This is a genomic window from Prevotella heparinolytica, assembly GCF_002998535.1.
Taxonomy (GTDB): Bacteria; Bacteroidota; Bacteroidia; order Bacteroidales; family Bacteroidaceae; genus Bacteroides; species Bacteroides heparinolyticus.
In genome coordinates this window covers 1,541,021-1,565,306 of sequence record NZ_CP027234.1, presented here as the reverse complement: position 1 = coordinate 1,565,306, position 24,286 = coordinate 1,541,021, and the positions used below count along the sequence as shown (strand labels likewise).

Sequence of the window (24,286 nt, the reverse complement as noted above, 5' to 3'; positions counted from 1 at the left end):
TATGGAAGATAAAAAGAAGATACTTTTTGTTTGTTTAGGCAATATCTGCCGTTCTCCTTCTGCCGAAGGAGTGATGCGGAAGATGCTGGAAGAGGCAGATCGGGCAGAGCGGTTCGTGGTCGATTCGGCAGGAATATCATCCTATCACCGGGGTGAATTGCCCGACAGCAGGATGCGCGCCCATGCAGCACGGCGGGGTTACAACCTGGCTCACCGCTCGCGTCCTGTGTGTACGGACGATTTCTATAACTTTGACCTGATCATAGGAATGGACGACCGCAATATGGATGACTTGAAAGAACGTGCTCCCTCCACTGCCGAGTGGAAAAAACTGCATCGCATGACGGAGTATTGCACGAAGTTTGCGCATGCCGACCACGTGCCCGACCCCTATTATGGCGGAGCCGAAGGCTTCGAGTATGTGCTCGATATTCTGGAAGATGCCTGTGCCGGCCTTTTGGCAGAGATGGATTCGTAGCCTAATGGGCGATATATTTATCCTGATAGTATCTCTTTTGGTCGTTCAGGCTGCAAGTGGCGTCCACTCCTGCCTGTTGCAGCAGTTCGGCAATCTCGTTCAGCTTCTTTCTGGACACCCTTCCGATGTAGAACAGCCGGTAGCGGTAGTGATTGTCTAACAATTCCATGACGTGTGTGAAATTCTGCTCGCGGGCAAAATCGAAGTTCACCTTTCGCAGGCTTCGGTACGGGTAGCGTATCGTTCTGCCTATGCTGTGTATGACGAGTGCTTCATTGGTCAGCGTCAGGTAGCAGAAGCGGGTCATCAGCATGCAGATGAAGAAAAGGCTCAAGGCAAAGGAGGCAAAGGCGGTGAGGAAGCCCCACCAGGCATGGAGGCCGATGGAGTAGTAGCCCAGTATGAGGAACGTCAGGAATAAAACGAAGAACCAGAACATATAGAGTGATGTGCGCTGGTAGGTCGTTGTGGGAATCTCGCCTATCGTGCGTTGGCGTGGCGTGTAGTTGTCGAATGCAATGCCGTTGGCTACAAGGAAGCGCACCACCGACGACGGGTGGCGGAAAGGCGGCAGGCAGACGGTTTTTTCTTTTCCATCCTGCAGGTGCAGCGTCAGTATGCCCGGCCCGTATTGGCCTTTGGCCGGTGTACCGCTTGACGACAACTTCTGTTGCTTGCGTTTCATGAAACTGAAACTCTTGATTTGATGCAGGTTCACTTGCAGGCTTTGCAGCAATTGTCCGGCTCTTTTCTGTTCTTTGTTATTCACTTCCATGGTACTTATTTTTTTAGTTCGGGATAACTGATGCGCGTATGGTATATCGTTTTCAGCTTCTCCTTGAACACGGTTTTCACTACGTCGATGTCCTTGAAGGTGATGGGACATTGTTTGAAGAAGCCCTCTGCCACCTGCGAGTCTATGATTTTTTCTACCAGATTGCCGATGCTCTCTTCTGTATATTCGGGCAGGCTGCGTGAGGCGGCTTCCACAGAATCGGCCATCATAAGTATGGCCTGCTCTTTGGTGAACGGGTTAGGACCGGGGTAGGTGAACACTTCCTCGTCGGGTTCTTCGCCCGGATGCTCGTTCTTCCATGAGATGTAGAAATATTTTGTTTTCCCGCGGCCATGGTGGGTAGTGATAAAGTCTTTGACGGCTTTGGGCAGGTTGTGCTTTTCCGCTAATTTCAGTCCGTCGGTGACGTGGCTGATGATGGTCTGTGCGCTCTGCTCATAGCTGAGGTTCTTGTGCGGATTGACGTTGCCCGACTGATTCTCGGTGAAGAATACCGGATTCTCCATCTTTCCGATGTCGTGATACAACGCCCCGGTACGCACCAATTGGCTTTTGGCTCCGATGCGGTTAGCCGCTTCGGCTGCCAGGTTGGCCATTTGCATGGAGTGTTGGAAGGTGCCGGGGACGGTTTCGGACATGCGGCGCAACAAGCTGTTGTTGATATTAGAGAGTTCCACCAACGTCACATTGGACGTGAAACCGAATGTCTTCTCCACAAGGAAAAGCAGGGGATAGGCAAACAGCAGCAGAATTCCGTTGATGATGAAATATGTGTACATGCTTCCATTGAATTTAGACAAATCATTCTCTGTAATCAACTCGAAAGCAAAATACACCGCAATGTAGGTCAGTATCACGAGGATGGCGGTGCGGAACAGTTGCGAGCGTTGCGAAAGCTCCCTCAGGCTGAGGATGGCGACCAGCCCGGCCGAGAGTTGCAGGAGAATGAACTCGTGGGGATAGCGCAGGCAGATGGAGCATATCAGTATGGTGATGGCTTGGGCTGTGAATGCCGTGCGCGAATCGAGGAAGATACGGATGATGACAGGCAGCATGGCATACGGGATGATGTAGACGTTGAAGATGTTGTTGGACACCATGATGGCTGTCAGTACGCAGTAGAACGTGATTGAGGCAAAGAGCAGGGAAAGGCTGCCTTTGCGCTTGTAATAGTCTTTGCGGAATAATTCGAGATAGAGCATGAAACACAGCATGAAGATGCCGGTGAACAGAATCTGTCCCACCAGCATCAGGCGTTTCTGCCCGATGGACTCGCTGCGCTTGATGGACTCTTTCCGGAGACTTTCAAGAATGCTGTATGTCTCTTGGTTGACGATTTCTCCACGGTCGATGATTTTCTGGCCGCTCAATACGATGCCGTTGGCCCATGAATAGTCATTGAGTATCTCTTCCCGGGCGGTTTCCGTCCGTTGTTCGTCGTAAGTCAGATTAGGGAACAAGTATTCGTTCAGAGAACATTGGCGCAGAACCTCCGGGCGGTATCGGCTACTGTCGGCGGTGAGGATGTAGTGGTAGGCGTCTTTGACCGAATAGACTTTCTCGGTGGGTTGATGGGATGCCATCTTGTCGTTGATTACCATGATGGAAGAAATGCTGTCCTTATGCAGCTTGTCCAACTCTTCGGTGGAGACGATGCCGGCACGGTATATCTCGGACAGTGTCCTTTCCAGAAAACGGACATAGTCTGTGGAAGGAAGCAACTCGCGCAGGTGGCTTTGGTAGTCTGTTTTCAGTTTGGCGAGGACTTTCTTCTCAACCTCTTTGTCCAATTGGAAATAGGGCTGAAAAGAAGATAAGATGCTGTCTTGTTCGCGCTTCACCACTTCGTCGGCCTTGTATATCGGAAAGTCGAATGTGGCCATGAGTTGTCCGTACTTCCAGGGTTTGTCGATGTCAAATTGATAGTTGAATTTACCGTCTCGCGGCAGGAAATAGACAATAACCCCTACTGTGCCGATGAAGATCAGCACCTTATATAGCAAATCTTTTAAAGAAAACTCCTTTTTGGGATTGAAATAACTCATAACAACTGAATTTTTTGCGAAAAGTACGAAAAAAAACATTAGTGTGAAAAAAAAGGCTTAATTTTGCCATCTAAAAAGCATATTTAAATACGAAGAAACCGATAAATAAGAGGTTAATCTTTATAAGTTAAGGTAGATTATGGCAGAAAGAAAGGTCAGAGTCCGTTTTGCTCCGAGTCCTACGGGAGCGTTGCATATTGGTGGTGTGCGTACAGCTTTGTATAATTATCTCTTTGCCCGCCAGCATGGAGGTGACTTGATTTTCCGTATTGAGGATACGGACTCCAACCGCTTTGTACCGGGGGCTGAAGAGTATATCTTGGAGTCTTTCAAGTGGCTGGGCATTCCCTTTGACGAAGGAGTGAGCTTCGGCGGAAATTATGGACCGTATCGCCAGTCGGAACGTCGGGAAATATACAAGAAGTATGTGCAGGTCTTATTGGAAGCAGGAAAGGCATATATCGCTTTCGATACTCCACAGGAGTTGGAAGCCAAACGTGCCGAATTTGCTAACTTTCAGTATGATGCCTCTACCCGTATGCAGATGCGCAACTCACTGACTCTTTCCAAAGAGGAAACGGATGCCTTGATCGCTGCCGGCGAACAATATGTGGTACGTTTCAAGATTGAACCGAACGAGGATATACATGTCAACGACCTGATTCGCGGCGAAGTGGTGATTAATTCATCTATCCTCGACGACAAAGTGCTCTATAAATCGGCTGACGAATTGCCCACGTACCATTTGGCGAATATCGTGGACGACCATCTGATGGAGGTGTCTCATGTGATTCGCGGTGAAGAATGGTTGCCGTCGGCTCCCCTGCATGTGTTGCTGTACCGCGCTTTCGGTTGGGAAGATACCATGCCTGCCTTTGCTCACTTGCCTTTGTTGCTGAAACCTGAAGGTAACGGAAAATTGAGCAAACGCGACGGTGATCGCCTGGGCTTTCCGGTTTTCCCGTTGGAGTGGCATGATCCCAAGTCGGGGGATGTCTCTTCGGGTTATCGCGAATCGGGATATTTGCCTGAGGCGGTTATCAACTTCTTGGCTTTGCTGGGATGGAATCCGGGCAACGACCAGGAACTGATGACGATGGACGAATTGGTGAAACTCTTCGATTTGAGCCATTGCAGCAAGTCGGGTGCAAAGTTTGATTATAAGAAAGGTATCTGGTTTAACCATGAATACATCATGATGAAACCCGATGAAGAGATTGCCCGTTTATTTAAACCGGTGCTTACGGCTAATGGCATTGATGCGGACAAATATAGCGATGAGTTCCTGGCAAAAGTGGTTTCTCTTGTGAAAGGCCGTGTGAATTTTGTAAAGGAATTGTGGGAGCAAACCCGTTTCTTCTTCATTGCCCCGACGGAGTATGCTGAAAAGGATGTGAAGAAGCGCTGGTCCGAAGAAACGCCGCGCATCATGGCAGAGCTGATGGATGTGTTGAGGGGTATTGCCGATTTCTCGTCCAAGCCTTCGGAGGATATTGTCATTGGTTGGATAACAGAACGTGGCTATCATCTGGGTAATGTGATGAATGCTTTTCGTCTGGCAGTGGTGGGAGAGTGTAAAGGTCCGCACATGTTCGACATTACCGAATTGATAGGAAAGGAAGAAACGCTGGAGCGCATACAGCGCGCCATCGATGTTCTGAAATGAATAATGAAAGAATTGTAGTATGCTATACAATTTTGCCATAGTCGTTTACGATTTTTTTGTGCATTTGGTTGCTCCGTTCAGCCGGAAGCCGCGGAAGATGATGAAAGGACATTGGGTGGTTTATGAACTGCTTCGCCAGCAATTGGAGAAGGAGAAACGCTATATTTGGTTTCATGCCGCTTCTTTGGGGGAATTTGAGCAAGGACGACCGCTGATTGAACAGATTCGTGCCAAATATCCGGATTATGGCATTCTGCTTACCTTTTTCTCTCCCTCAGGTTATGAAGTCCGTAAGAATTACAGAGGTGCCGATGTCGTTTGCTATCTGCCTTTCGATAAACCTCGCAATGTAAAGAAGTTTCTTGATATTGTGAATCCTTGTATGGCTTTCTTTATCAAGTATGAATTCTGGAAGAACTACTTGGATGAATTGCATAAACGCCGTATCCCGGTATATAGCATTTCCTCCATCTTTCGTCGTGGGCAGATATTCTTCAAATGGTATGGTGGAACGTACAGGCATGTGTTGCGCAACTTCGATCATTTGTTTGTACAGAACGAGCGCTCTAAGCGCTATTTGGCGAAGATCGGCATCAATCGTGCTACGGTGGTGGGCGATACGAGGTTCGACCGTGTGCTGCAAATACGTGAGGAAGCCAAGGAATTACCCTTGGTGGAACTTTTCAAGAACAACACGATGACTTTTGTGGCAGGAAGTTCCTGGCAGCCGGACGAAGATCTGTTTATAGAATATTTCAATGAACATCCGGAGGTGAAGCTGATTATTGCTCCGCATGTCATCGACGAGAATCATCTGGTGGAGATTATCCGTAAGTTGAAACGTCCCTACGTGCGATATACTCGTGCGGACGAGAAAAATGTATGTAAAGCCGACTGTTTGATTATAGATTGCTTCGGGCTGCTTTCCTCCATTTACCGCTATGGCGAAATCAGCTATATCGGAGGAGGGTTCGGCGTGGGGATACACAACACGTTGGAAGCTGCGGTTTATGGCATCCCGGTGATTTTCGGGCCTAAATACCAGAAGTTCCAGGAAGCCATCCATTTGATTGAGTCGGGAGGGGCTTTTTCGGTGAAGGATTACGATGAGCTGAAGAGACTGCTCGACCGTATGCTGTCAGACGAGAAGTTCCTGCATGAGACAGGGACGAACGCCGGTAAATATGTGACAGATAATGCCGGGGCAACGAATAAGATTATGAGTATGATTAACTTTTAAGTTGCTTTTGGGTTAGAAGAAAACTTCTGACGGTTTTCCGGAGGATGCATTAAAATAAATTTAAGTTCTTCCTTTAGGCGCGAATTGTGCGGAATTTACGGAATGTATCATTGGATACTGTGTTTATTCCACGGAATTTGCGCCTGATTTGTCTTATGTCGCATGAGGCTTCAATAGACCCTGAATGAGGTGTGAGGGGCATATGTCAGCCGGAAGCCCTTCTCGGCGGGCATGCATTATTGTTCTTTGTACCAATTGGAATACATCAGGTAGTTATGGGCGATTTTCTCGTTCAGTTCCTTAGCTTGAGCAGGGTCTACTTTCTTGATAAATTTGGCGGGAACTCCTCCCCAGATACTGCCCGGTTCAATAATGGTGTTGCTCAATACTAGAGAGCCGGCTGCCACAATGGCTCCTTCACCGACAATGGCATGGTCGAGTATGGTAGAGCCCATCCCTACCAAGGCATAATCCTTGATAGTGGCTCCGTGTATGGTGACATTATGACCCACAGACACATGGTCGCCTATTTCGATGGTTGACTTTTGGTACAATGTGTGAAGTACGCTTCCGTCCTGAATATTTACTCCATTACCGATGCGAATGGAATTTACATCTCCTCGCAACACGGTGCTGAACCAGATGCTGCAATCGCGTCCCATTTTTACATCGCCGATGATGGCTGCATTGTCCGCCAAGAAGCAATTTTCTCCTATTTCGGGGGTGAAGCCCCTTACTGATTTTATGATTGCCATTTTTTTAGTTCGTTAGTAGATTAATGATTAGCGGTGAGTGGGGCACAGGCTTCTTTCAGCCATTCTTGTTCTTCCTCGTTCAGGTCTGGCGAAAGTCGGTCGTACACTTTCCGATGATAATCGTTCAGCCACTCGGTTTCTTCTGTTGTCAGCATTTCTTTGCGGATGCTTTTCTTGCAGATGGGGCAGAGGGTGATTGTCTCGAACTTCAAGTATTTTCCATACATGCCTTCACCGGCCTCTACGGTAAGGGTCAGGTTCTCTATGCGCACTCCGTGACTTCCGGTTTTATAAATTCCCGGTTCGTTTGATGTTACCATTCCGGCTTGCAGACTGACCGGGTTCTCGTTCATGCGAATACTTTGCGGGCCTTCGTGTACATTGAGAAAATGCCCTACTCCGTGTCCCGTTCCATGAAGGAAATTCATGCGGTGTTGCCACATCGGCATGCGGGCCAGTACATCTAATTGTGCTCCACGTGTGCCTTCGGGGAAAATGGCCATAGCTAAATTTATATGTCCTTTCAGAACCAAGGTGTAGTCTGTTTTTTCTTCTTCTGTCAACTCTCCCAAAGCGATGGTGCGGGTGATGTCCGTGGTTCCGTCCAGATACTGCGCGCCGGAGTCCAATAACAAGAAGCCTTTCGGCTTTAGTGGAACATCGGTCTCGGATGTGGCTCCATAGTGTACGATGGCTCCGTGTGGCCCGTATCCGGCAATAGTGTCGAAACTCTCTCCCATGTAAAGCGGTTGGGCGGCGCGAAACTCATGCAACTTCTTGTCTATGCTGATTTCCGTCTCTTGCTCGGTGGGTACTGCTTCTTCCAGCCATTTCAGGAATTTCACCAAAGCCACTCCGTCGCGTTGCATGGCTGCCCGAATACCGGCCATTTCCTGCTCGTTGCGGATAGCTTTCAAAAGAGTTATCGGCGATGTTCCCTCGATGATGTGGCATTGGGGGCGTATGGCGGAGTAAACGGCATAGTTTGTCTTTGCGGGATTCAGCATCACGCTTCCGACAGTGATACGGTTGAGGAAAGGTATTATTTCGTCATAGTTGTGGATAGATATTCCGGCTTCTTCGAGGTGGGCGGAAAGAGCTTCCGTCACTTTCTGCGGCCGTATAAAGAGGTGGGCATTATGCGCTTCTATGATCAGGTAGCTCACCACGACCGGGTTACAGTGCACATCGTTGCCACGGATGTTCAGTGTCCATGCTATCTCATCCAGCGAAGAAACGAGCAGAGCGTCGGCATCATTCTTTTCCATCTCTTTCCGGATGGCGGTCAGTTTTTCTCGGGGTGTTTTTCCTGCATGTTGGGTGGGGTATACAAATCCCGGCTCTTCCGGCATGGCAGGACGGTCTGCCCATATACTGTTCATGGGGTCGGAAATGTTTTTTACGAAAATATTGTTTTTCAGCAACAGCTTTTCAAGTTGTCTGACTTCCTCCACAGAGAACACCTCGCCGTCAATTCCTACGGTATCTCCATGATTGAGGTTTGCGCTCAGGAAGGCAGGGATAGTAGGCGTTTCAGGTAGCATTTCCTTGTATAGTTCTATTCCGCTGTTTTTCAATTGCCGGTCGGCTTGCAAGAAATAACGCGAGTCTGTCCATAGGCCTGCTTTTTCGTGCGTGACGACTACGGTACCTGCCGATCCGGTGAATCCGGAAATCCATTCCCTTGATTTCCAATGTGGCGCTACGTATTCGCTGAGATGCGGGTCGGTGCTGGGTACGATGAAAGCCGCTATGTTTTTTTGATGAAACATGGCGCGCAGGGCATTTATTTTCTCACTGACTGTTTGATTCATTTTTCTTTAGATTTTATATTCTTTCTCCAAAGTTACTTACTTTATTTGAAAAAAAGCTATATCTGCTTTATTTTCTCTGTTTAAGACTTCTTGGTTTTGCCTTATCCTCCTTTATGTTTTTATTTGGAAATGAATGTGTTGATATTTCTGAAGTTTTATTCTTCAAATTCTATCATTCTATGTCGCTGCCCCTAACACCACACTTTGTTGTTCCCTTTGCCGCACTTTGTTGCTTCCTTTGCCACACTTTGCGGGGCATATCGTGTGGGCTGAGGGATGCCGGAGTGTGGCATTTGTCCGGTTGCAGTGTGGCTTTGACGGAAGTCTGCTATTGGGAAAACACAAAGGGATATTTAAACTGGATGAGAGATTCCTCCTCCTTTAAAGAAAATCTATGGGGGATGTTGGAGGCTTATTCTTATTCTGTTCTTCTCTTATCTTCTTCTTTTTCTTCTCTTTTTCTTTTCTTTTCTCGCGCGCGCGAGAAAAATATTTGATGTAAGATGTTGATAATTAGATTTATATGCCTGTTTTAGAGGCTTTTGGGACTACTTGGCACCTCGGAGCTGGCTCATAGCTGGCTTGAGGTTGGTGTATAGTCCGACCACGCTTCGTCTATGGTTGTTCTGCTTCTGGTAATGCGGCTTTTTGCTCACTCTTTGGGAACTCCTTCGGGGCTGATTGATAGTTTTTCTCCAGAAAGTTTTGTGAATAAAGAAAGTATGTGTAATTTTGCCGCTCGATTTAATCGTAAAATATTAAACCATTAACATTTAATCAAAAGAAAATGATTGTAGTACCTGTAAAAGAAGGCGAAAACATTGAAAAATCGCTGAAGAAGTTCAAAAGAAAATTCGAAAAGACCGGTATCGTTAAGGAATTGAGACGCAGACAGCAGTTTGACAAACCTTCTGTGACTAAGAGACTTAATAAAGAGCGTGCCGTTTACGTTCAGAAACTTCAGCAAGTAGAAGATTAATAATTCGTAAATTCCTTTGAATTATTGAATTCTTTTTTATACATTCGTTGCATGATTTAGATATGTAGCGAAATGTTGTTGACAGATTCTTTTCTTGACTATCTTTTGCATGAGCGAAACTATGCCGAAAGCACGGTAGAGCGCTATAAGGCAGATGTTCTGGAATTGCAAAAGTTTGGTGAAGAACAGCTTGGAAGCATAACGCCTGAGAAAGTAGATGCGGAACTTGTTCGTGATTGGATTGCATTCCTGATGGACGAACAACGGTGTGCTTCTACTATTAACCGTAAACTTAGCTCCATAAGAACGTATTATCGATTTCTCCTGCGGAAGGGATTGGTGGCGGTAGACCCATTACAGAAAGTGGTGGGGCCTAAAAAAAAGAAGCCGCTTCCGGTCTTTCTGAAAGAAAACGAGATGAACCGTTTGTTGGATGATATTGATTTCGGGGAAAGTTTTGAGGGATGCCGGGATCGTATGATTATCGAAATGTTTTATGCTACCGGTATGCGTCTTTCGGAATTAGTGGGGTTGAACGATGCCGATGTGGATTTTTCTACGGCTTTGATAAAAGTGACGGGAAAGAGAAACAAACAGCGCCTGATACCTTTTGCTAAGGAATTGGAATTCTCTATGCGCGAATATGTCAACAAAAGAAATGAAAAATTTCCGCTACGTTCGGACGCCTTTTTTGTCAGAAAGGGCGGACAACGGCTTTATCCGGGTTTCGTGGCAGCATTAGTAAAACGGAATCTATCAAAAGTGGTGACTGTAAAGAAAAGAAGTCCCCATGTGTTGAGGCACACCTTTGCGACGGCCATGTTGAATCATGGTGCTGATTTAAATTCGATAAAGGAGCTTCTCGGGCACGAAAACTTGGCGACAACGGAAATTTATACGCATACCACTTTTGAAGAACTTAAAAAAGTGTATAACCAGGCTCATCCCCGAGCCTAAGTAAAAAGGAGGTAAGTATGGAAGTAAGAATTCAATCGATTCACTTTGATGCGTCAGAGCAGCTGCAGGCCTTTATCCAAAAAAAGGTTGTCAAGTTGGAGAAATTTTACGACGATATAAAGAAAGTAGAGGTGTCATTAAAGGTTGTAAAACCGGAAACAGCTGAAAATAAAGAAGCCGGAGTAAAGGTGTTGGTTCCCAATGGGGAGTTATATGCCAATAAGGTTTGTGATACGTTTGAAGAAGCGGTGGATCTCTCCTTAGAGGCTTTGGAAAAACAGTTGGTGAAGTATAAGGAAAAACAGCGAACCAAATAATTTTCCGCTAAAATTTTGCGGGTAAAAAATAAATGCCTAAATTTGCAGCCGTTTCGCTCGCTATGATACGCAACGGTTGCATTTTTAAGTTTGCCTCTTTAGCTCAGTTGGCCAGAGCACGTGATTTGTAATCTCGGGGTCGTTGGTTCGAATCCGACAAGAGGCTCAAGTATCCAAGTGCTTTCGTTGGACAGTTTGAAGAAGAAAAGAGTTTTTTGACAATAAAACAGAGGGGCAAATACCAGAGTGGCCAAATGGGGCAGACTGTAAATCTGCTGGCTTACGCCTTCGGTGGTTCGAATCCATCTTTGCCCACAACTCTATATCTCGCTGTTATAGCTCAGTGGTAGAGCACTTCCTTGGTAAGGAAGAGGTCCCGGGTTCAAATCCCGGTAACAGCTCATAAAAATGTAAAGGCTGATTATTAATCAAATATAAACAAGTAAAGCTATGGCTAAAGAGAAATTCGAACGTACCAAACCGCACGTAAATATTGGTACTATTGGTCACGTTGACCACGGTAAAACCACGTTGACTGCCGCTATCACTACAGTGCTGGCAAAGAATGGGCTTTCAGAATTGCGTTCATTCGATTCTATCGACAACGCTCCTGAAGAGAAGGAAAGAGGTATTACAATCAATACTTCTCACGTAGAGTATCAAACAGCTAACCGTCACTATGCTCACGTAGACTGTCCGGGTCACGCCGACTACGTGAAGAACATGGTTACCGGTGCTGCTCAGATGGACGGTGCTATTATTGTGGTTGCTGCTACTGATGGTCCGATGCCCCAGACTCGCGAACACATCCTGTTGGCTCGTCAGGTAAACGTACCTAGGCTGGTAGTGTTCATGAACAAGTGTGACATGGTGGATGACGCCGAAATGTTGGAACTTGTTGAAATGGAAATGCGCGAGCTGCTTTCCGCTTACGAATTCGATGGTGACAACACTCCGTTTATCCAAGGTTCTGCTCTTGGTGCATTGAATGGAGTTGAGAAGTGGGAACAAAAAGTAATGGAGCTGATGGATGCTTGCGATACTTGGATTCCTCTGCCTCCGCGTGATGTTGATAAACCGTTCTTGATGCCGGTTGAAGACGTATTCTCAATCACTGGTCGTGGTACTGTAGCAACCGGTCGTATCGAAGCCGGTGTTATCCATGTAGGTGACGAAGTTGAAATCCTCGGTTTGGGTGAAGATAAGAAGTCGGTTGTAACGGGTGTTGAAATGTTCCGCAAATTGCTGGATCAAGGTGAAGCCGGTGACAACGTAGGCCTGTTGCTTCGTGGTATCGATAAGAACGAAATCAAACGTGGTATGGTTCTTTGTAAGCCGGGTCAGATTAAACCTCACTCTAAATTCAAAGCCTCTATCTACGTTTTGAAGAAAGAAGAAGGAGGCCGCCATACTCCGTTCCACAACAAATATCGTCCTCAGTTCTATCTGCGTACTATGGACTGTACAGGTGAAATCACTCTTCCGGAGGGAACTGAAATGGTAATGCCTGGTGATAACGTAGAAATCAACGTGGAACTCATCTACCCGGTAGCCCTGAACGTAGGTTTGCGTTTCGCTATCCGTGAAGGTGGCCGTACGGTAGGTTCTGGTCAGATCACAGAAATTTTTGACTAATAAATACTTTAATCAGTTCCCGGTAATAATCGGGAACTGATTATGTTCAAACGGGAGTAGCTCAGTTGGTAGAGCACCGGTCTCCAAAACCGGGTGTCGGGAGTTCGAGCCTCTCCTCCCGTGCTAATATTTTTGAAATGAAGAAGATAGTAGCTTATTTTAAAGAAACTTACGACGAACTTGTTCATAAAGTGTCGTGGCCTACGTATTCTGAACTTACTAGCAGTGCAGTAGTTGTTTTATATGCTTCCCTACTAATTGCAGTGGTAGTATTTGCGATGGACTTCTGTTTCCAACATCTGATGGAATTTGTTTATCCACATTAAAGTTAAGGAGAAATGTCTGAGATTGAAAAGAAATGGTACGTTTTGCGTGCTATTAGTGGAAAAGAAGCTAAGGTAAAGGAATACCTTGAAGCTGATATTAAAAACAGCAACCTTGGTGATTACGTGTCTCAGGTATTGATTCCTACCGAAAAGGTATATCAGGTTCGCAATGGTAAAAAAATTGTGAAAGAGAGGAGCTATCTCCCTGGTTACGTTTTGGTGGAGGCTGCTCTGGTGGGTGAGGTAGCTCACCACTTGAGAAATACTCCTAATGTAATAGGGTTCTTAGGTGGATCGGATAAACCCGTTCCTCTGAGACAGTCAGAAGTGAATCGTATACTTGGTACGGTCGATGAATTGCAGGAATCTGGCGAAGAACTGAATATCCCGTATGTAGTCGGCGAGACTGTAAAAGTGAATTACGGTCCGTTTAGCGGATTCAGTGGAATCATTGAAGAAGTGAACACTGAGAAGAAGAAGCTAAAGGTCATGGTGAAGATATTCGGACGGAAAACTCCGCTCGAATTAGGCTTTATGCAAGTTGAAAAAGAATAGTGCAGGTGTTACGCTGTAGTATTCTTCATTAATGTTTATATATAAATCAATTAAAAAATGGCTAAAGAAGTTGCTGGACTAATCAAATTACAGATTAAAGGAGGCGCGGCAAATCCATCACCTCCCGTAGGGCCTGCTTTGGGTTCTAAGGGTATCAATATCATGGAGTTTTGCAAGCAATTCAACGCCAGAACCCAAGACAAAGCAGGAAAAGTTCTTCCTGTGATTATCACTTACTACGCAGATAAGTCTTTTGATTTTGTGATCAAGACTCCTCCCGTGGCTATCCAGTTGTTGGAAGTGACGAAGCAAAAGAGCGGTTCTGCTGAGCCTAACCGTAAGAAAGTTGCCGAGATTACTTGGGAACAGGTTCGTACGATTGCTCAGGACAAAATGGTTGACTTAAACTGTTTCACTGTAGAGGCTGCCATGAAAATGGTTGCCGGTACAGCTAGAAGTATGGGTATCGCTGTAAAAGGGGAGTTCCCGGTTAATAACTAATAAACTTCAATTAGAATGGGTAAACTGACAAAAAATCAAAAGTTGGCTGCAGAAAAAATTGAAGCAGGGAAAGCATACTCTCTCAAAGAAGCCGCTGCATTGGTGAAGGAAATTTCCTTTACTAAATTCGACGCTTCTCTGGATATCGACGTACGTTTGGGCGTTGACCCGCGTAAAGCCAACCAAATGGTGAGAGGTGTCGTTTCACTTCCTCACGGTACAGGTAAGGTTGTACGCGTTCTGGTGCTTTGTACACCGGATGCTGAAGCTGCTGCAAAAGAAGCCGGAGCTGACTATGTTGGTCTTGATGAATATATTGAAAAGATCAAAGGTGGATGGACTGATATTGATGTGATCATCACTATGCCGTCCATTATGGGTAAGATTGGTGCGCTCGGTCGTGTGCTCGGTCCTCGTGGATTGATGCCTAACCCCAAGAGTGGCACTGTAACTATGGATGTTGCTAAAGCTGTTAGAGAAGTGAAACAAGGTAAGATTGACTTTAAAGTTGATAAAACCGGTATTGTTCATACTTCTATTGGTAAAGTTTCATTTAGTGCTGATCAAATTCGTGATAATGCGAAAGAATTCATCTCTACGTTGAATAAATTGAAACCGACTGCAGCCAAGGGTACATATATTAAGAGTATTTATCTTTCTAGCACGATGAGTGCGGGTATCAAAATTGACCCGAAAACAGTAGAAGAAATCTAATAAAACGGAGTAGTAATGAGAAAGGAAGATAAAAGTACGATTATTGAGCAGATTGCTGCTACGGTGAAAGAATACGGTCACTTCTACCTGGTAGATACCACTGCAATGAATGCTGGTGCGACCAGCGCTTTGAGAAGAGCGTGTTTTAAAGCTGACATCAAATTGATGGTGGTTAAGAATACATTGCTTCACAAAGCATTGGAAAGCCTGGAAGAAGACTATTCTCCGATTTATGGTTTTCTGAAAGGTACAACAGCCGTGATGTTTTGCAACGTTGCTAACGCTCCGGCTAAGTTGCTGAAAGATAACTCAAAGAATGGTATTCCCGGACTGAAAGCCGCATATGCGGAAGAAAGCTTCTATGTTGGCGCTGACCAGCTGGATGCTCTCGTAAGTATCAAGAGTAAGAATGAGGTTATTGCCGATATCGTTGCTTTGTTGCAATCACCGGCCAAGAATGTTATTTCTGCTCTGCAATCAGGTGGAAACACCCTCCACGGAGTTCTCAAAACTCTTGGAGAACGTCCCGAAGCGTAAAATTCGGAAACAATTTAATATCAATTTATTTAGTATTTAAACAATTAAAATCATACAAAAATGGCAGATTTGAAAGCTTTTGCAGAACAATTGGTTAACTTGACAGTAAAAGAAGTTAATGAACTTGCAACAATCCTGAAAGAAGAATATGGTATTGAACCTGCTGCTGCAGCTGTTGCTGTTGCCGCTGCTCCTGCAGCCGGTGGTGCTGCCGCAGCAGAAGAAAAGACTTCTTTCGATGTAGTATTGAAGAGCGCTGGTGCAGCTAAACTTCAGGTAGTTAAGGCCGTTAAGGAAGCTTGCGGTCTTGGTTTGAAGGAAGCTAAAGATATGGTAGACGGCGCTCCTAGCGTAGTAAAAGAAGGTTTGGCTAAAGACGAAGCAGAATCATTGAAGAAAACATTGGAAGAAGCTGGAGCTGAAGTTGAACTTAAATAACATTGACCTGTAAATCAGGTATTTCGGTTAGGAACCCTTCATGAAAAGGGTTCTTAACCTTTTTGTGTATATATTTAAAATTAAGTTCTACAAATCCATTAACAGATGTCTTCAACTACTGTAAATCAAAGAGTTAATTTTGCTTCGACTAAGAATCCGCTTGAGTATCCGGATTTCCTGGAAGTACAATTGAAGTCATTCAAAGACTTTCTACAACTAGACACCCCACCTGAGAAACGTAAGAACGAGGGACTGTATAAAGTATTTGCTGAAAACTTCCCTATTGCCGATACAAGAAACAATTTTGTTCTTGAGTTTTTGGACTACTATATTGATCCGCCGCGTTATACCATTGATGAATGTATAGAGCGAGGGCTTACTTATAGTGTACCCTTGAAAGCGAAATTGAAGTTATATTGTACCGACCCCGACCATGAGGACTTTGACACGGTTATTCAGGATGTGTTTTTAGGTCCAATCCCTTACATGACGGATAAAGCGACATTCGTCATCAATGGTGCGGAACGTGTAGTAGTGTCTCAGCTTCACCGTTCACCCGGTGTGTTCTTCGGGCAAAGTGTACATGCCAACGGTACCAAACTATATTCAGCACGTATTATCCCATTCAAAGGATCGTGGATTGAGTTTGCTACCGACATCAATAACGTCATGTATGCATACATTGATCGTAAAAAGAAGTTGCCAGTCACTACTCTGTTGAGAGCTATCGGCTTTGAGAATGACAAGGATATTCTTGAGATCTTTAATTTGGCTGAGGATGTAAAGGTGAACAAAACAAACCTCAAGAAAATTGTGGGGCGTAAGTTGGCTGCTCGTGTTTTGAAAACATGGATTGAGGATTTTGTAGACGAAGATACCGGTGAGGTTGTTTCTATTGAACGTAACGAGGTCGTTATTGACCGTGAAACGGTGATCGAACCGGAACATGTCGATATTATATTGGAATCGGGCGTTCAGAACATTCTTGTACATAAGGAAGAACCGAATCAGTCTGACTTCTCTATCATATATAATACGCTGCAGAAAGACCCGAGTAACTCGGAGAAAGAAGCGGTGTTATACATCTATCGTCAGCTGCGTAATGCCGATCCTGCCGATGATGCAAGTGCCCGTGAAGTAATCAATAATCTTTTCTTCTCGGAAAAGAGATATGACTTGGGTGATGTAGGTCGTTATCGTATCAACAGAAAATTGAATCTGACGACTGATATGGACGTGCGCGTATTGACCAAGGAGGATATTATAGAAATCATCAAATATCTGATCGAGTTGATTAACTCGAAAGCTGATGTGGATGATATTGACCACTTGAGCAATCGCCGTGTACGTACGGTAGGCGAACAATTGTCCAATCAGTTTGCCATTGGTTTGGCACGTATGTCGCGTACTATCCGTGAACGAATGAATGTTCGTGACAACGAGGTTTTCACTCCGATAGACCTGATTAATGCTAAGACGATTTCTTCCGTAATTAATTCATTCTTCGGAACGAATGCCTTGTCGCAATTCATGGATCAGACTAACCCGTTGGCTGAAATCACTCACAAACGCCGTATGTCTGCCCTTGGCCCTGGAGGTTTGTCACGTGAACGTGCCGGTTTTGAAGTGCGTGACGTGCACTATACACACTATGGTCGCCTTTGTCCTATCGAGACTCCTGAGGGGCCGAATATCGGTTTGATTTCTTCACTGTGTGTGTTCGCTAAGATTAACGAATTGGGGTTCATTGAAACGCCTTACCGTAAAGTGGAAAATAGTAAGGTTGATCTTTCTGACGAAGGTTTGGTTTATTTGACAGCCGAAGAAGAAGAGTCAAAGATTATCGCCCAAGGGAATGCGCCTTTGAATGATGATGGAACGTTTATCCGTGATAGGGTTAAGTCGCGTCAGGATGCCGATTATCCGGTTGTTCCTCCTTCGGAAGTGGAACTGATGGATGTGTCTCCTCAGCAGATTGCTTCTATCGCTGCCTCTCTGATTCCTTTCTTGGAACATGATGATGCCAACCGTGCTTTGATGGGATCGAACATGATGCGTCAGGCTGTTCCTTTGTTGAAGAGTGAAGCTCCGATTGTAGGTACAGGTATTGAGCGTCAATTGGCCCGCGATTCTCGTACTCAGATCACTGCCGAAGGCGATGGCGTAGTTGACTTTGTGGATGCTACAACAATTCGTATTTTGTATGATCGTACAGATGAAGAGGAGTTTGTAAGCTTTGAACCTGCATTGAAAGAATATATCATTCCTAAATGGCGTCGCACCAACCAAAACATGACGATTGACCTTCGTCCTATTTGTGAGAAGGGACAACGTGTGGCAGCGGGACAGATTCTGACAGAAGGCTATTCTACTGAAGATGGGGAATTGGCTTTGGGTAAGAACCTGTTGGTGGCTTACATGCCGTGGAAGGGTTATAATTATGAGGATGCCATCGTATTGAACGAACGTGTGGTTCGTGAAGACCTTTTGACTTCTGTGCACGTGGAAGAGTACTCTTTGGAGGTTCGTGAAACGAAACGTGGAATGGAAGAATTGACTTCTGATATTCCTAATGTAAGTGAAGAAGCGACCAAAGATCTTGATGAAAATGGTATTGTTCGTATCGGTGCTCGTATTGAACCGGGTGATATCTTGATCGGTAAGATTACTCCTAAAGGAGAATCTGATCCTTCTCCTGAAGAAAAATTGCTTCGTGCCATCTTTGGTGACAAAGCCGGTGATGTGAAAGATGCTTCTCTAAAGGCTTCTCCTTCTTTGAAGGGAGTTGTTATAGACAAGCGTTTGTTCTCTCGCGTGGTCAAGACCCGTAGTTCCAAGCTGGCAGATAAGGCCTTACTGCCGAAGATTGATGATGAATTCGAAGCTAAGATTGGCGACTTGAAGAAAATATTGATAAACAAGTTGTTGAAGCTTACGGATAATCTCACTTCAGAGGGAGTGAAAGATTATATGGGCGCTGATGTTATCTCTAAAGGAGCCAGATTCACCGTTTCAGATTTCAGCGATTTGGACTTTACTGCTATCCAGTTAAGTAATTGGACGAAAGATGAACATACCAACGATCTGATCCGTGCTTTGGTGATGAACTTCATCAAGAAATACAAAGAACTTGATGCTGAATTGAAACGTAAGAAGTTTGCTATCACTATCGGTGATGAATTACCTGCCGGTATCATCCAAATGGCCAAGGTCTATATTGCCAAGAAACGTAAAATTGGTGTTGGTGATAAGATGGCGGGACGTCACGGTAATAAGGGTATTGTTTCTCGTGTAGTTCGTCAGGAAGATATGCCGTTCTTGGCAGATGGTACTCCGGTAGATATCGTATTGAATCCGTTGGGTGTGCCTTCGCGTATGAATATCGGTCAGATCTTTGAGGCTGTTCTTGGCCGTGCAGGAAAGAATCTGGGTGTGAAATTTGCTACTCCTATTTTCGATGGTGCTTCTTTGGATGACTTGAACGAATGGACGGACAAGGCCGGTTTGCCTCGTTATGGTAAGACCACATTGTACGATGGTGGTACAGGTGAAGCTTTTGAACAGCAGGCTACGGTAGGTGTGACTTATATGTTGAAGCTTGGTCACATGGTTGAAGATAAGATGCATGCACGTTCTATCGGTCCGTATTCTCTTATTACACAGCAACCGTTGGGTGGTAAGGCACAGTTCGGTGGTCAGCGTTTCGGAGAAATGGAGGTTTGGGCACTCGAAGCTTTCGGTGCCGCACATATTCTGCAGGAAATCCTGACAATTAAGTCTGATGACGTCGTTGGACGTTCTAAAGCTTATGAAGCGATTGTGAAAGGTGAGCCTATGCCTACTCCGGGCATTCCGGAATCACTGAATGTGTTGCTGCATGAGCTGAGAGGTTTGGGCTTGAGCATCAATCTGGAATAATTGATAATTGGGGATGAAAATTGCTTTTCATTCCCAATTATGAACTCATTTCTAATTATCAATAGTCAATTATCAATTATATATACAAAGTATGGCTTTTAGAAAAGATAACAAGATAAAGAGTAATTTCTCGAAAATCTCTATCGGTTTGGCTTCTCCCGAGGAAATCCTTGAGAATTCGAGTGGTGAAGTATTAAAGCCTGAAACCATCAACTATCGCACGTATAAGCCTGAACGTGACGGTCTGTTTTGCGAGCGTATTTTTGGTCCTATCAAGGATTATGAATGCCATTGCGGTAAATACAAGCGTATTCGTTATAAAGGTATTGTCTGCGACCGTTGTGGTGTGGAAGTGACTGAAAAGAAAGTTCGTCGTGAACGCATGGGGCACATTCAGCTTGTTGTTCCGGTGGCTCACATTTGGTACTTCCGTTCACTTCCCAATAAAATCGGTTATTTGCTGGGTTTACCCACTAAGAAATTGGATGCCATTATTTACTATGAGCGTTATGTTGTTGTACAGCCGGGTGTGTTGTCGGACGAAGTAGCTCAATATGATTTGCTCGAAGAAGGTGAATACCTGGATTTGCTGGAAAAGTTGCCGAAAGACAATCAGTTCCTTGAAGATTCAGACCCCAATAAGTTCATAGCCAAGATGGGTGCGGAAGCGATCTATGATTTGCTGTCTCGCATTGATCTTGATTCTTTGTCTTATGAATTGCGTAATCGTGCAGGAAGTGATGCTTCGCAACAGCGCAAGACCGAAGCGTTAAAGCGTTTGCAGGTGGTTGAGTCTTTCCGTGTTTCACGTGGACGCAATAAGCCCGAATGGATGATTGTACGCATTGTTCCGGTTATCCCGCCCGAACTGCGTCCGTTGGTTCCGTTGGATGGCGGTCGTTTTGCTACTTCTGACTTGAATGACCTCTATCGTCGTGTCATCATCCGTAATAATCGTTTGAAAAGATTGATTGAAATCAAAGCGCCTGAAGTGATTTTGCGTAATGAAAAGCGCATGTTGCAGGAGGCGGTTGATTCATTATTTGATAACTCGCGCAAGTCAAGTGCGGTGAAGACCGATGCCAATCGTCCGTTGAAATCTCTTTCCGACAGTTTGAAAGGAAAGCAGGGACGTTTCCGTCAGAACTTGCTTGGTAAACGTGTCGACTATTCCGCACGTTCGGTAATTGTCGTAGGTCCGGAGCTGAAGATGGGCGAATGTGGTATTCCTAAATTGATGGCTGCGGAACTCTATAAACCGTTTGTCATCCGCAAGTTGATTGAACGCGGCATCGTGAAGACTGTGAAGAGTGCCAAAAAAATCGTGGATCGTAAGGAGCCTGTGATTTGGGATATTCTGGAACATGTGATGAAAGGGCATCCGGTGTTGTTGAACCGTGCTCCGACACTGCACCGTTTAGGTATTCAAGCTTTCCAACCTAAGATGATCGAAGGCAAGGCTATTCAGTTGCACCCATTGGCTTGTACGGCCTTCAACGCCGACTTCGATGGTGACCAGATGGCTGTTCACTTGCCTTTGAGTAATGAAGCTATATTGGAAGCGCAGATGCTGATGCTCCAATCGCATAATATATTGAATCCTGCCAATGGTGCTCCTATTACTGTGCCTGCGCAGGATATGGTGTTAGGCTTGTATTACATCACCAAGTTGCGTAAAGGGGCTAAAGGTGAGGGTTTGACTTTCTATGGTCCTGAGGAAGCACTTGTTGCTTATAATGAAGGGAAATGTGATATCCATGCTCCGGTCAGTGTCGTTGTAAAAGATGTTGACGAGAATGGTAACATCGTGGATAAGATGATGCATGATACCTCTGTGGGACGTGTGATTGTCAACGAGATTGTACCTGCGGAAGCCGGATATATCAATACGATTATATCCAAGAAATCACTTCGCGACATCATTAGTCACGTTATTAAAGTGTGTGGTGTGGCCAAAGCGGCTGATTTCCTTGACGGAATAAAGAACCTCGGTTACTACATGGCTTTCAAGGGAGGACTGTCGTTCAACTTGGGAGATATTATTATTCCTGAAGAGAAAGAAGCATTGGTACAGAAGGGTTATGATGAAGTGGAGCAGGTGATAAACAACTATAATATGGGTTTCATTACCAATAACGAGCGCTACAATCAGGTAATTGATATTTGGACTCATGTGAACTCCGAACTTTCTAATATTCTGATGAAAACCATTTCGAGCGATGACCAAGGATTTAACTCGGTATACATGATGTTGGATTCCGGTGCCCGTGGTTCTAAAGAACAGATTCGCCAGTTGTCCGGTATGCGTGGTTTGATGGCTAAACCTCAGAAAGCAGGTGCCGAGGGTGGACAGATTATTGAGAACCCGATTCTTTCTAACTTTAAAGAAGGATTGTCGGTGTTGGAGTACTTTATATCTACTCACGGTGCGCGTAAGGGTTTGGCCGATACCGCCTTGAAGACTGCCGATGCCGGATATTTGACTCGTCGTTTGGTCGATGTTTCGCATGATGTGATTATTAATGAAGAGGATTGTGGCACACTTCGCGGATTGGTTTGTACTGCTTTGAAAAACAACGATGAAACGATTGCTACCCTTTCTGAACGTATCCTTGGTCGTGTGTCTGTACATGATATCATCCATCCTACTACGGGAGAATTGATCGTGGCCGGTGGCGAGGAAATTACTGAAGACATTGCGCAGAAGATTGAGGATTCTCCGATTGAGAGCGTTGAAATCCGTTCGGTACTGACTTGCGAATCCAAGAAGGGCGTTTGTGCCAAGTGCTACGGACGGAATTTGGCTTCCAGTCGTATGGTTCAAAAGGGAGAAGCTGTCGGAGTTATTGCCGCACAGTCTATCGGTGAACCGGGTACACAGTTGACGTTGCGTACTTTCCACGCCGGTGGTACGGCAGCCAATATTGCTGCAAACGCCAGCATTGTCGCTAAGAATCCCGCACGTCTGGAATTTGAAGAACTTCGTACGGTAGATATTATAGATGAAGCAGGCGAACCTGCCAAGGTGGTAGTGGGCCGTTTGGCTGAAGTCCGTTTTGTGGATGTCAATACGGGTATCGTACTTTCTACGCACAATGTGCCTTATGGCTCTACATTGTATGCCACTGATGGTGAAATCGTAGAGAAAGGTAAACTTATTGCCCGTTGGGATCCGTTTAATGCGGTCATTATTACCGAAGCTACCGGTAAGATAGAGTTTGAAGGTGTTGTTGAAAACGTGACCTATAAGATAGAATCTGATGAGTCTACAGGTTTGCGCGAAATCATCATCATCGAATCTAAAGATAAAACGAAAGTTCCTACTGCCCACATTATGACCGAGGATGGTGAGTTGATTCGCACTTACAACTTGCCTGTAGGTGGACACGTGGTTGTAGAAAACGGACAGAAGGTGAAAGCCGGTGAAGTGATTGTGAAAATACCGCGTGCTGTAGGTAAAGCGGGTGACATCACGGGTGGTCTTCCTCGTGTTACAGAGTTGTTTGAAGCACGTAACCCGTCCAACCCAGCTGTGGTTTCAGAAATCGACGGTGAGGTTGCGATGGGTAAGGTGAAGCGCGGTAATCGCGAAATCGTCATTACTTCCAAGTCCGGTGAGGTTAAGAAATACCTTGTCCCTCTCTCCAAGCAAATTCTGGTACAGGAGAACGACTATGTACGTGCCGGTACTCCATTGTCCGATGGCGCCATTACTCCTGCTGATATTCTTGGAATTAAGGGTCCCACGGCTGTACAAGAATACATTGTGAACGAGGTTCAGGATGTATATCGTTTGCAGGGTGTGAAGATTAATGATAAGCATTTCGAAATCATTGTTCGCCAGATGATGCGTAAAGTAGAAATCGATGAACCGGGCGATACTCGCTTCTTGGAACAACAAGTAGTTGATAAGCTGGAGTTCATGGAAGAAAACGATCGTATCTGGGGCAAGAAAGTGGTAGTAGATGCCGGAGATTCTCAGAATCTGCAAGCGGGTCAGATTGTTACAGCCCGTAAACTGCGTGATGAGAACTCTATGCTGAAACGTCGTGACTTAAAAGCTGTTGAAGTGCGCGATGCCGTGCCTGCAACTTCCACTCAGATTCTTCAGGGTATTACTCGTGCCGCTTTGCAGACTTCAAGCTTTATGTCGGCTGCTTCTTTCCAAGAAACGACCAAAGTGCTTAATGAAGCAGCTATCAATGGCAAGGTAGACCGCTTGGAAGGTATGAAAGAAAATGTGATCTGCGGCCATTTGATTCCTGCCGGTACAGGACAGCGTGAGTTCGAAAAGATTATAGTAGGCTCCAAAGAAGAGTATGATCGTATGCTTGCTAACAAGAAAACGGTACTTGACTATGCTGTAGATGAAGCTGTAGAAAATTAACGTTATTAATAACTGTTTATTAATTAAGGAGAGGTGACTCAAGAAAGGGTTATCTCTCCTTTTTTCTTTTTTCGCCCAATGGTATTGGTTGTGGATAAGTTTATCACTCTATAAGTTTTGTTGTTGGTAGAAAAACGGTGAGATAAATGAATAGAGCCTGTTGGATACAGCCTGTTAACTTGTTCTCTTCACGGAAACAACTCTGTTCGCGCAGTGCGGACATATAAA

General features: G+C 45.1%; 19 protein-coding genes and 4 tRNA genes. 19 read left to right on the top strand and 4 right to left on the bottom strand.

Going from position 1 to position 24,286, the window contains the following annotated elements; translation table 11 throughout:
- Window position 1 precedes the first annotated feature (1 nt).
- Complete coding sequence (locus C3V43_RS06515) at window positions 2–478, top strand: low molecular weight protein-tyrosine-phosphatase (protein WP_106069107.1); 477 nt, start codon at window positions 2–4, stop codon at window positions 476–478.
- Window position 479: 1 nt separating this feature from the next.
- Here C3V43_RS06515 and C3V43_RS06510 read toward each other — a convergent pair whose 3' ends face one another.
- Both C3V43_RS06510 and C3V43_RS06505 read right to left on the bottom strand, forming a co-directional pair.
- A complete protein-coding gene (locus C3V43_RS06510) occupies window positions 480–1,253 on the bottom strand; it encodes a hypothetical protein (protein WP_106069106.1) in 774 nt (257 codons plus the stop codon).
- A gap of 5 nt (window positions 1,254–1,258) precedes the next feature.
- Window positions 1,259–3,319: an HD family phosphohydrolase gene (locus tag C3V43_RS06505; RefSeq protein WP_106069105.1), complete on the bottom strand. Its 2,061-nt coding sequence runs from the start codon at window positions 3,317–3,319 to the stop codon at window positions 1,259–1,261.
- 139 nt (window positions 3,320–3,458) lie between these two features.
- Here C3V43_RS06505 and gltX point away from each other — a divergent pair, with 139 nt between their 5' ends.
- Both gltX and C3V43_RS06495 read left to right on the top strand, forming a co-directional pair.
- On the top strand, window positions 3,459–4,985 hold the full coding sequence (gltX, locus tag C3V43_RS06500; protein ID WP_106069104.1) for a glutamate--tRNA ligase: 1,527 nt from the start codon (window positions 3,459–3,461) through the stop codon (window positions 4,983–4,985).
- A 19-nt stretch (window positions 4,986–5,004) separates the two neighbouring features.
- Complete coding sequence (locus C3V43_RS06495) at window positions 5,005–6,225, top strand: 3-deoxy-D-manno-octulosonic acid transferase (protein ID WP_106069103.1); 1,221 nt, start codon at window positions 5,005–5,007, stop codon at window positions 6,223–6,225.
- Window positions 6,226–6,461: 236 nt separating this feature from the next.
- On the opposite strand, the gene C3V43_RS06490 is transcribed toward C3V43_RS06495, so the two are convergent.
- Window positions 6,462–6,980 carry a gamma carbonic anhydrase family protein gene (locus tag C3V43_RS06490; protein WP_106069102.1) on the bottom strand — a complete coding sequence of 173 codons (519 nt, stop codon included), beginning with the start codon at window positions 6,978–6,980 and terminating at the stop codon, window positions 6,462–6,464.
- Window positions 6,981–7,000: 20 nt separating this feature from the next.
- Window positions 7,001–8,794, bottom strand: coding sequence for an aminopeptidase P family protein (locus C3V43_RS06485; RefSeq protein WP_106069101.1), 1,794 nt, complete (start codon window positions 8,792–8,794; stop codon window positions 7,001–7,003).
- A 787-nt stretch (window positions 8,795–9,581) separates the two neighbouring features.
- On the opposite strand from C3V43_RS06485, the gene rpsU reads away from it, so the two are divergent.
- The 16 genes from rpsU (at window position 9,582) to rpoC (ending at window position 24,058) form a co-directional block, all read left to right on the top strand.
- Window positions 9,582–9,773 (top strand): 30S ribosomal protein S21, encoded by a 192-nt coding sequence (rpsU, locus tag C3V43_RS06480; protein ID WP_106069100.1) that lies wholly within the window; start codon window positions 9,582–9,584, stop codon window positions 9,771–9,773.
- 72 nt (window positions 9,774–9,845) lie between these two features.
- Window positions 9,846–10,730, top strand: a complete 885-nt coding sequence (locus tag C3V43_RS06475) for a tyrosine-type recombinase/integrase (protein ID WP_106069099.1) — start codon at window positions 9,846–9,848, stop codon at window positions 10,728–10,730.
- 17 nt (window positions 10,731–10,747) lie between these two features.
- Window positions 10,748–11,047 (top strand): ribosome hibernation-promoting factor, HPF/YfiA family, encoded by a 300-nt coding sequence (gene hpf, locus C3V43_RS06470; protein ID WP_106069098.1) that lies wholly within the window; start codon window positions 10,748–10,750, stop codon window positions 11,045–11,047.
- A gap of 92 nt (window positions 11,048–11,139) precedes the next feature.
- Window positions 11,140–11,213, top strand: a tRNA-Thr gene (locus tag C3V43_RS06465).
- Window positions 11,214–11,279: 66 nt separating this feature from the next.
- Window positions 11,280–11,362 (top strand) — tRNA-Tyr (locus C3V43_RS06460).
- 14 nt (window positions 11,363–11,376) lie between these two features.
- Window positions 11,377–11,448: transfer RNA gene (locus C3V43_RS06455), tRNA-Thr, on the top strand.
- 49 nt (window positions 11,449–11,497) lie between these two features.
- Window positions 11,498–12,682: an elongation factor Tu gene (tuf, locus tag C3V43_RS06450; protein WP_106069097.1), complete on the top strand. Its 1,185-nt coding sequence runs from the start codon at window positions 11,498–11,500 to the stop codon at window positions 12,680–12,682.
- Window positions 12,683–12,732: 50 nt separating this feature from the next.
- Window positions 12,733–12,805 (top strand) — tRNA-Trp (locus C3V43_RS06445).
- Window positions 12,806–12,819: 14 nt separating this feature from the next.
- Window positions 12,820–13,008, top strand: coding sequence for a preprotein translocase subunit SecE (gene secE / locus C3V43_RS15100; RefSeq protein WP_106069096.1), 189 nt, complete (start codon window positions 12,820–12,822; stop codon window positions 13,006–13,008).
- Window positions 13,009–13,020: 12 nt separating this feature from the next.
- On the top strand, window positions 13,021–13,563 hold the full coding sequence (nusG, locus tag C3V43_RS06435) for a transcription termination/antitermination protein NusG (RefSeq protein ID WP_106069095.1): 543 nt from the start codon (window positions 13,021–13,023) through the stop codon (window positions 13,561–13,563).
- Window positions 13,564–13,620: 57 nt separating this feature from the next.
- Window positions 13,621–14,064 carry a 50S ribosomal protein L11 gene (gene rplK, locus C3V43_RS06430; protein WP_106040870.1) on the top strand — a complete coding sequence of 148 codons (444 nt, stop codon included), beginning with the start codon at window positions 13,621–13,623 and terminating at the stop codon, window positions 14,062–14,064.
- Window positions 14,065–14,079: 15 nt separating this feature from the next.
- Entirely contained in the window at window positions 14,080–14,778 is a 699-nt protein-coding gene (gene rplA, locus C3V43_RS06425) for a 50S ribosomal protein L1 (RefSeq protein ID WP_106069094.1), read from the top strand.
- 15 nt (window positions 14,779–14,793) lie between these two features.
- Window positions 14,794–15,315: a 50S ribosomal protein L10 gene (gene rplJ, locus C3V43_RS06420; RefSeq protein WP_106069093.1), complete on the top strand. Its 522-nt coding sequence runs from the start codon at window positions 14,794–14,796 to the stop codon at window positions 15,313–15,315.
- A gap of 60 nt (window positions 15,316–15,375) precedes the next feature.
- Complete coding sequence (gene rplL / locus C3V43_RS06415) at window positions 15,376–15,753, top strand: 50S ribosomal protein L7/L12 (RefSeq protein ID WP_106040867.1); 378 nt, start codon at window positions 15,376–15,378, stop codon at window positions 15,751–15,753.
- Between the two features lie 105 nt (window positions 15,754–15,858).
- A complete protein-coding gene (gene rpoB / locus C3V43_RS06410; RefSeq protein ID WP_106069092.1) occupies window positions 15,859–19,671 on the top strand; it encodes a DNA-directed RNA polymerase subunit beta in 3,813 nt (1,270 codons plus the stop codon).
- Between the two features lie 91 nt (window positions 19,672–19,762).
- Complete coding sequence (rpoC, locus tag C3V43_RS06405) at window positions 19,763–24,058, top strand: DNA-directed RNA polymerase subunit beta' (protein WP_106069091.1); 4,296 nt, start codon at window positions 19,763–19,765, stop codon at window positions 24,056–24,058.
- Window positions 24,059–24,286 lie beyond the last annotated feature (228 nt).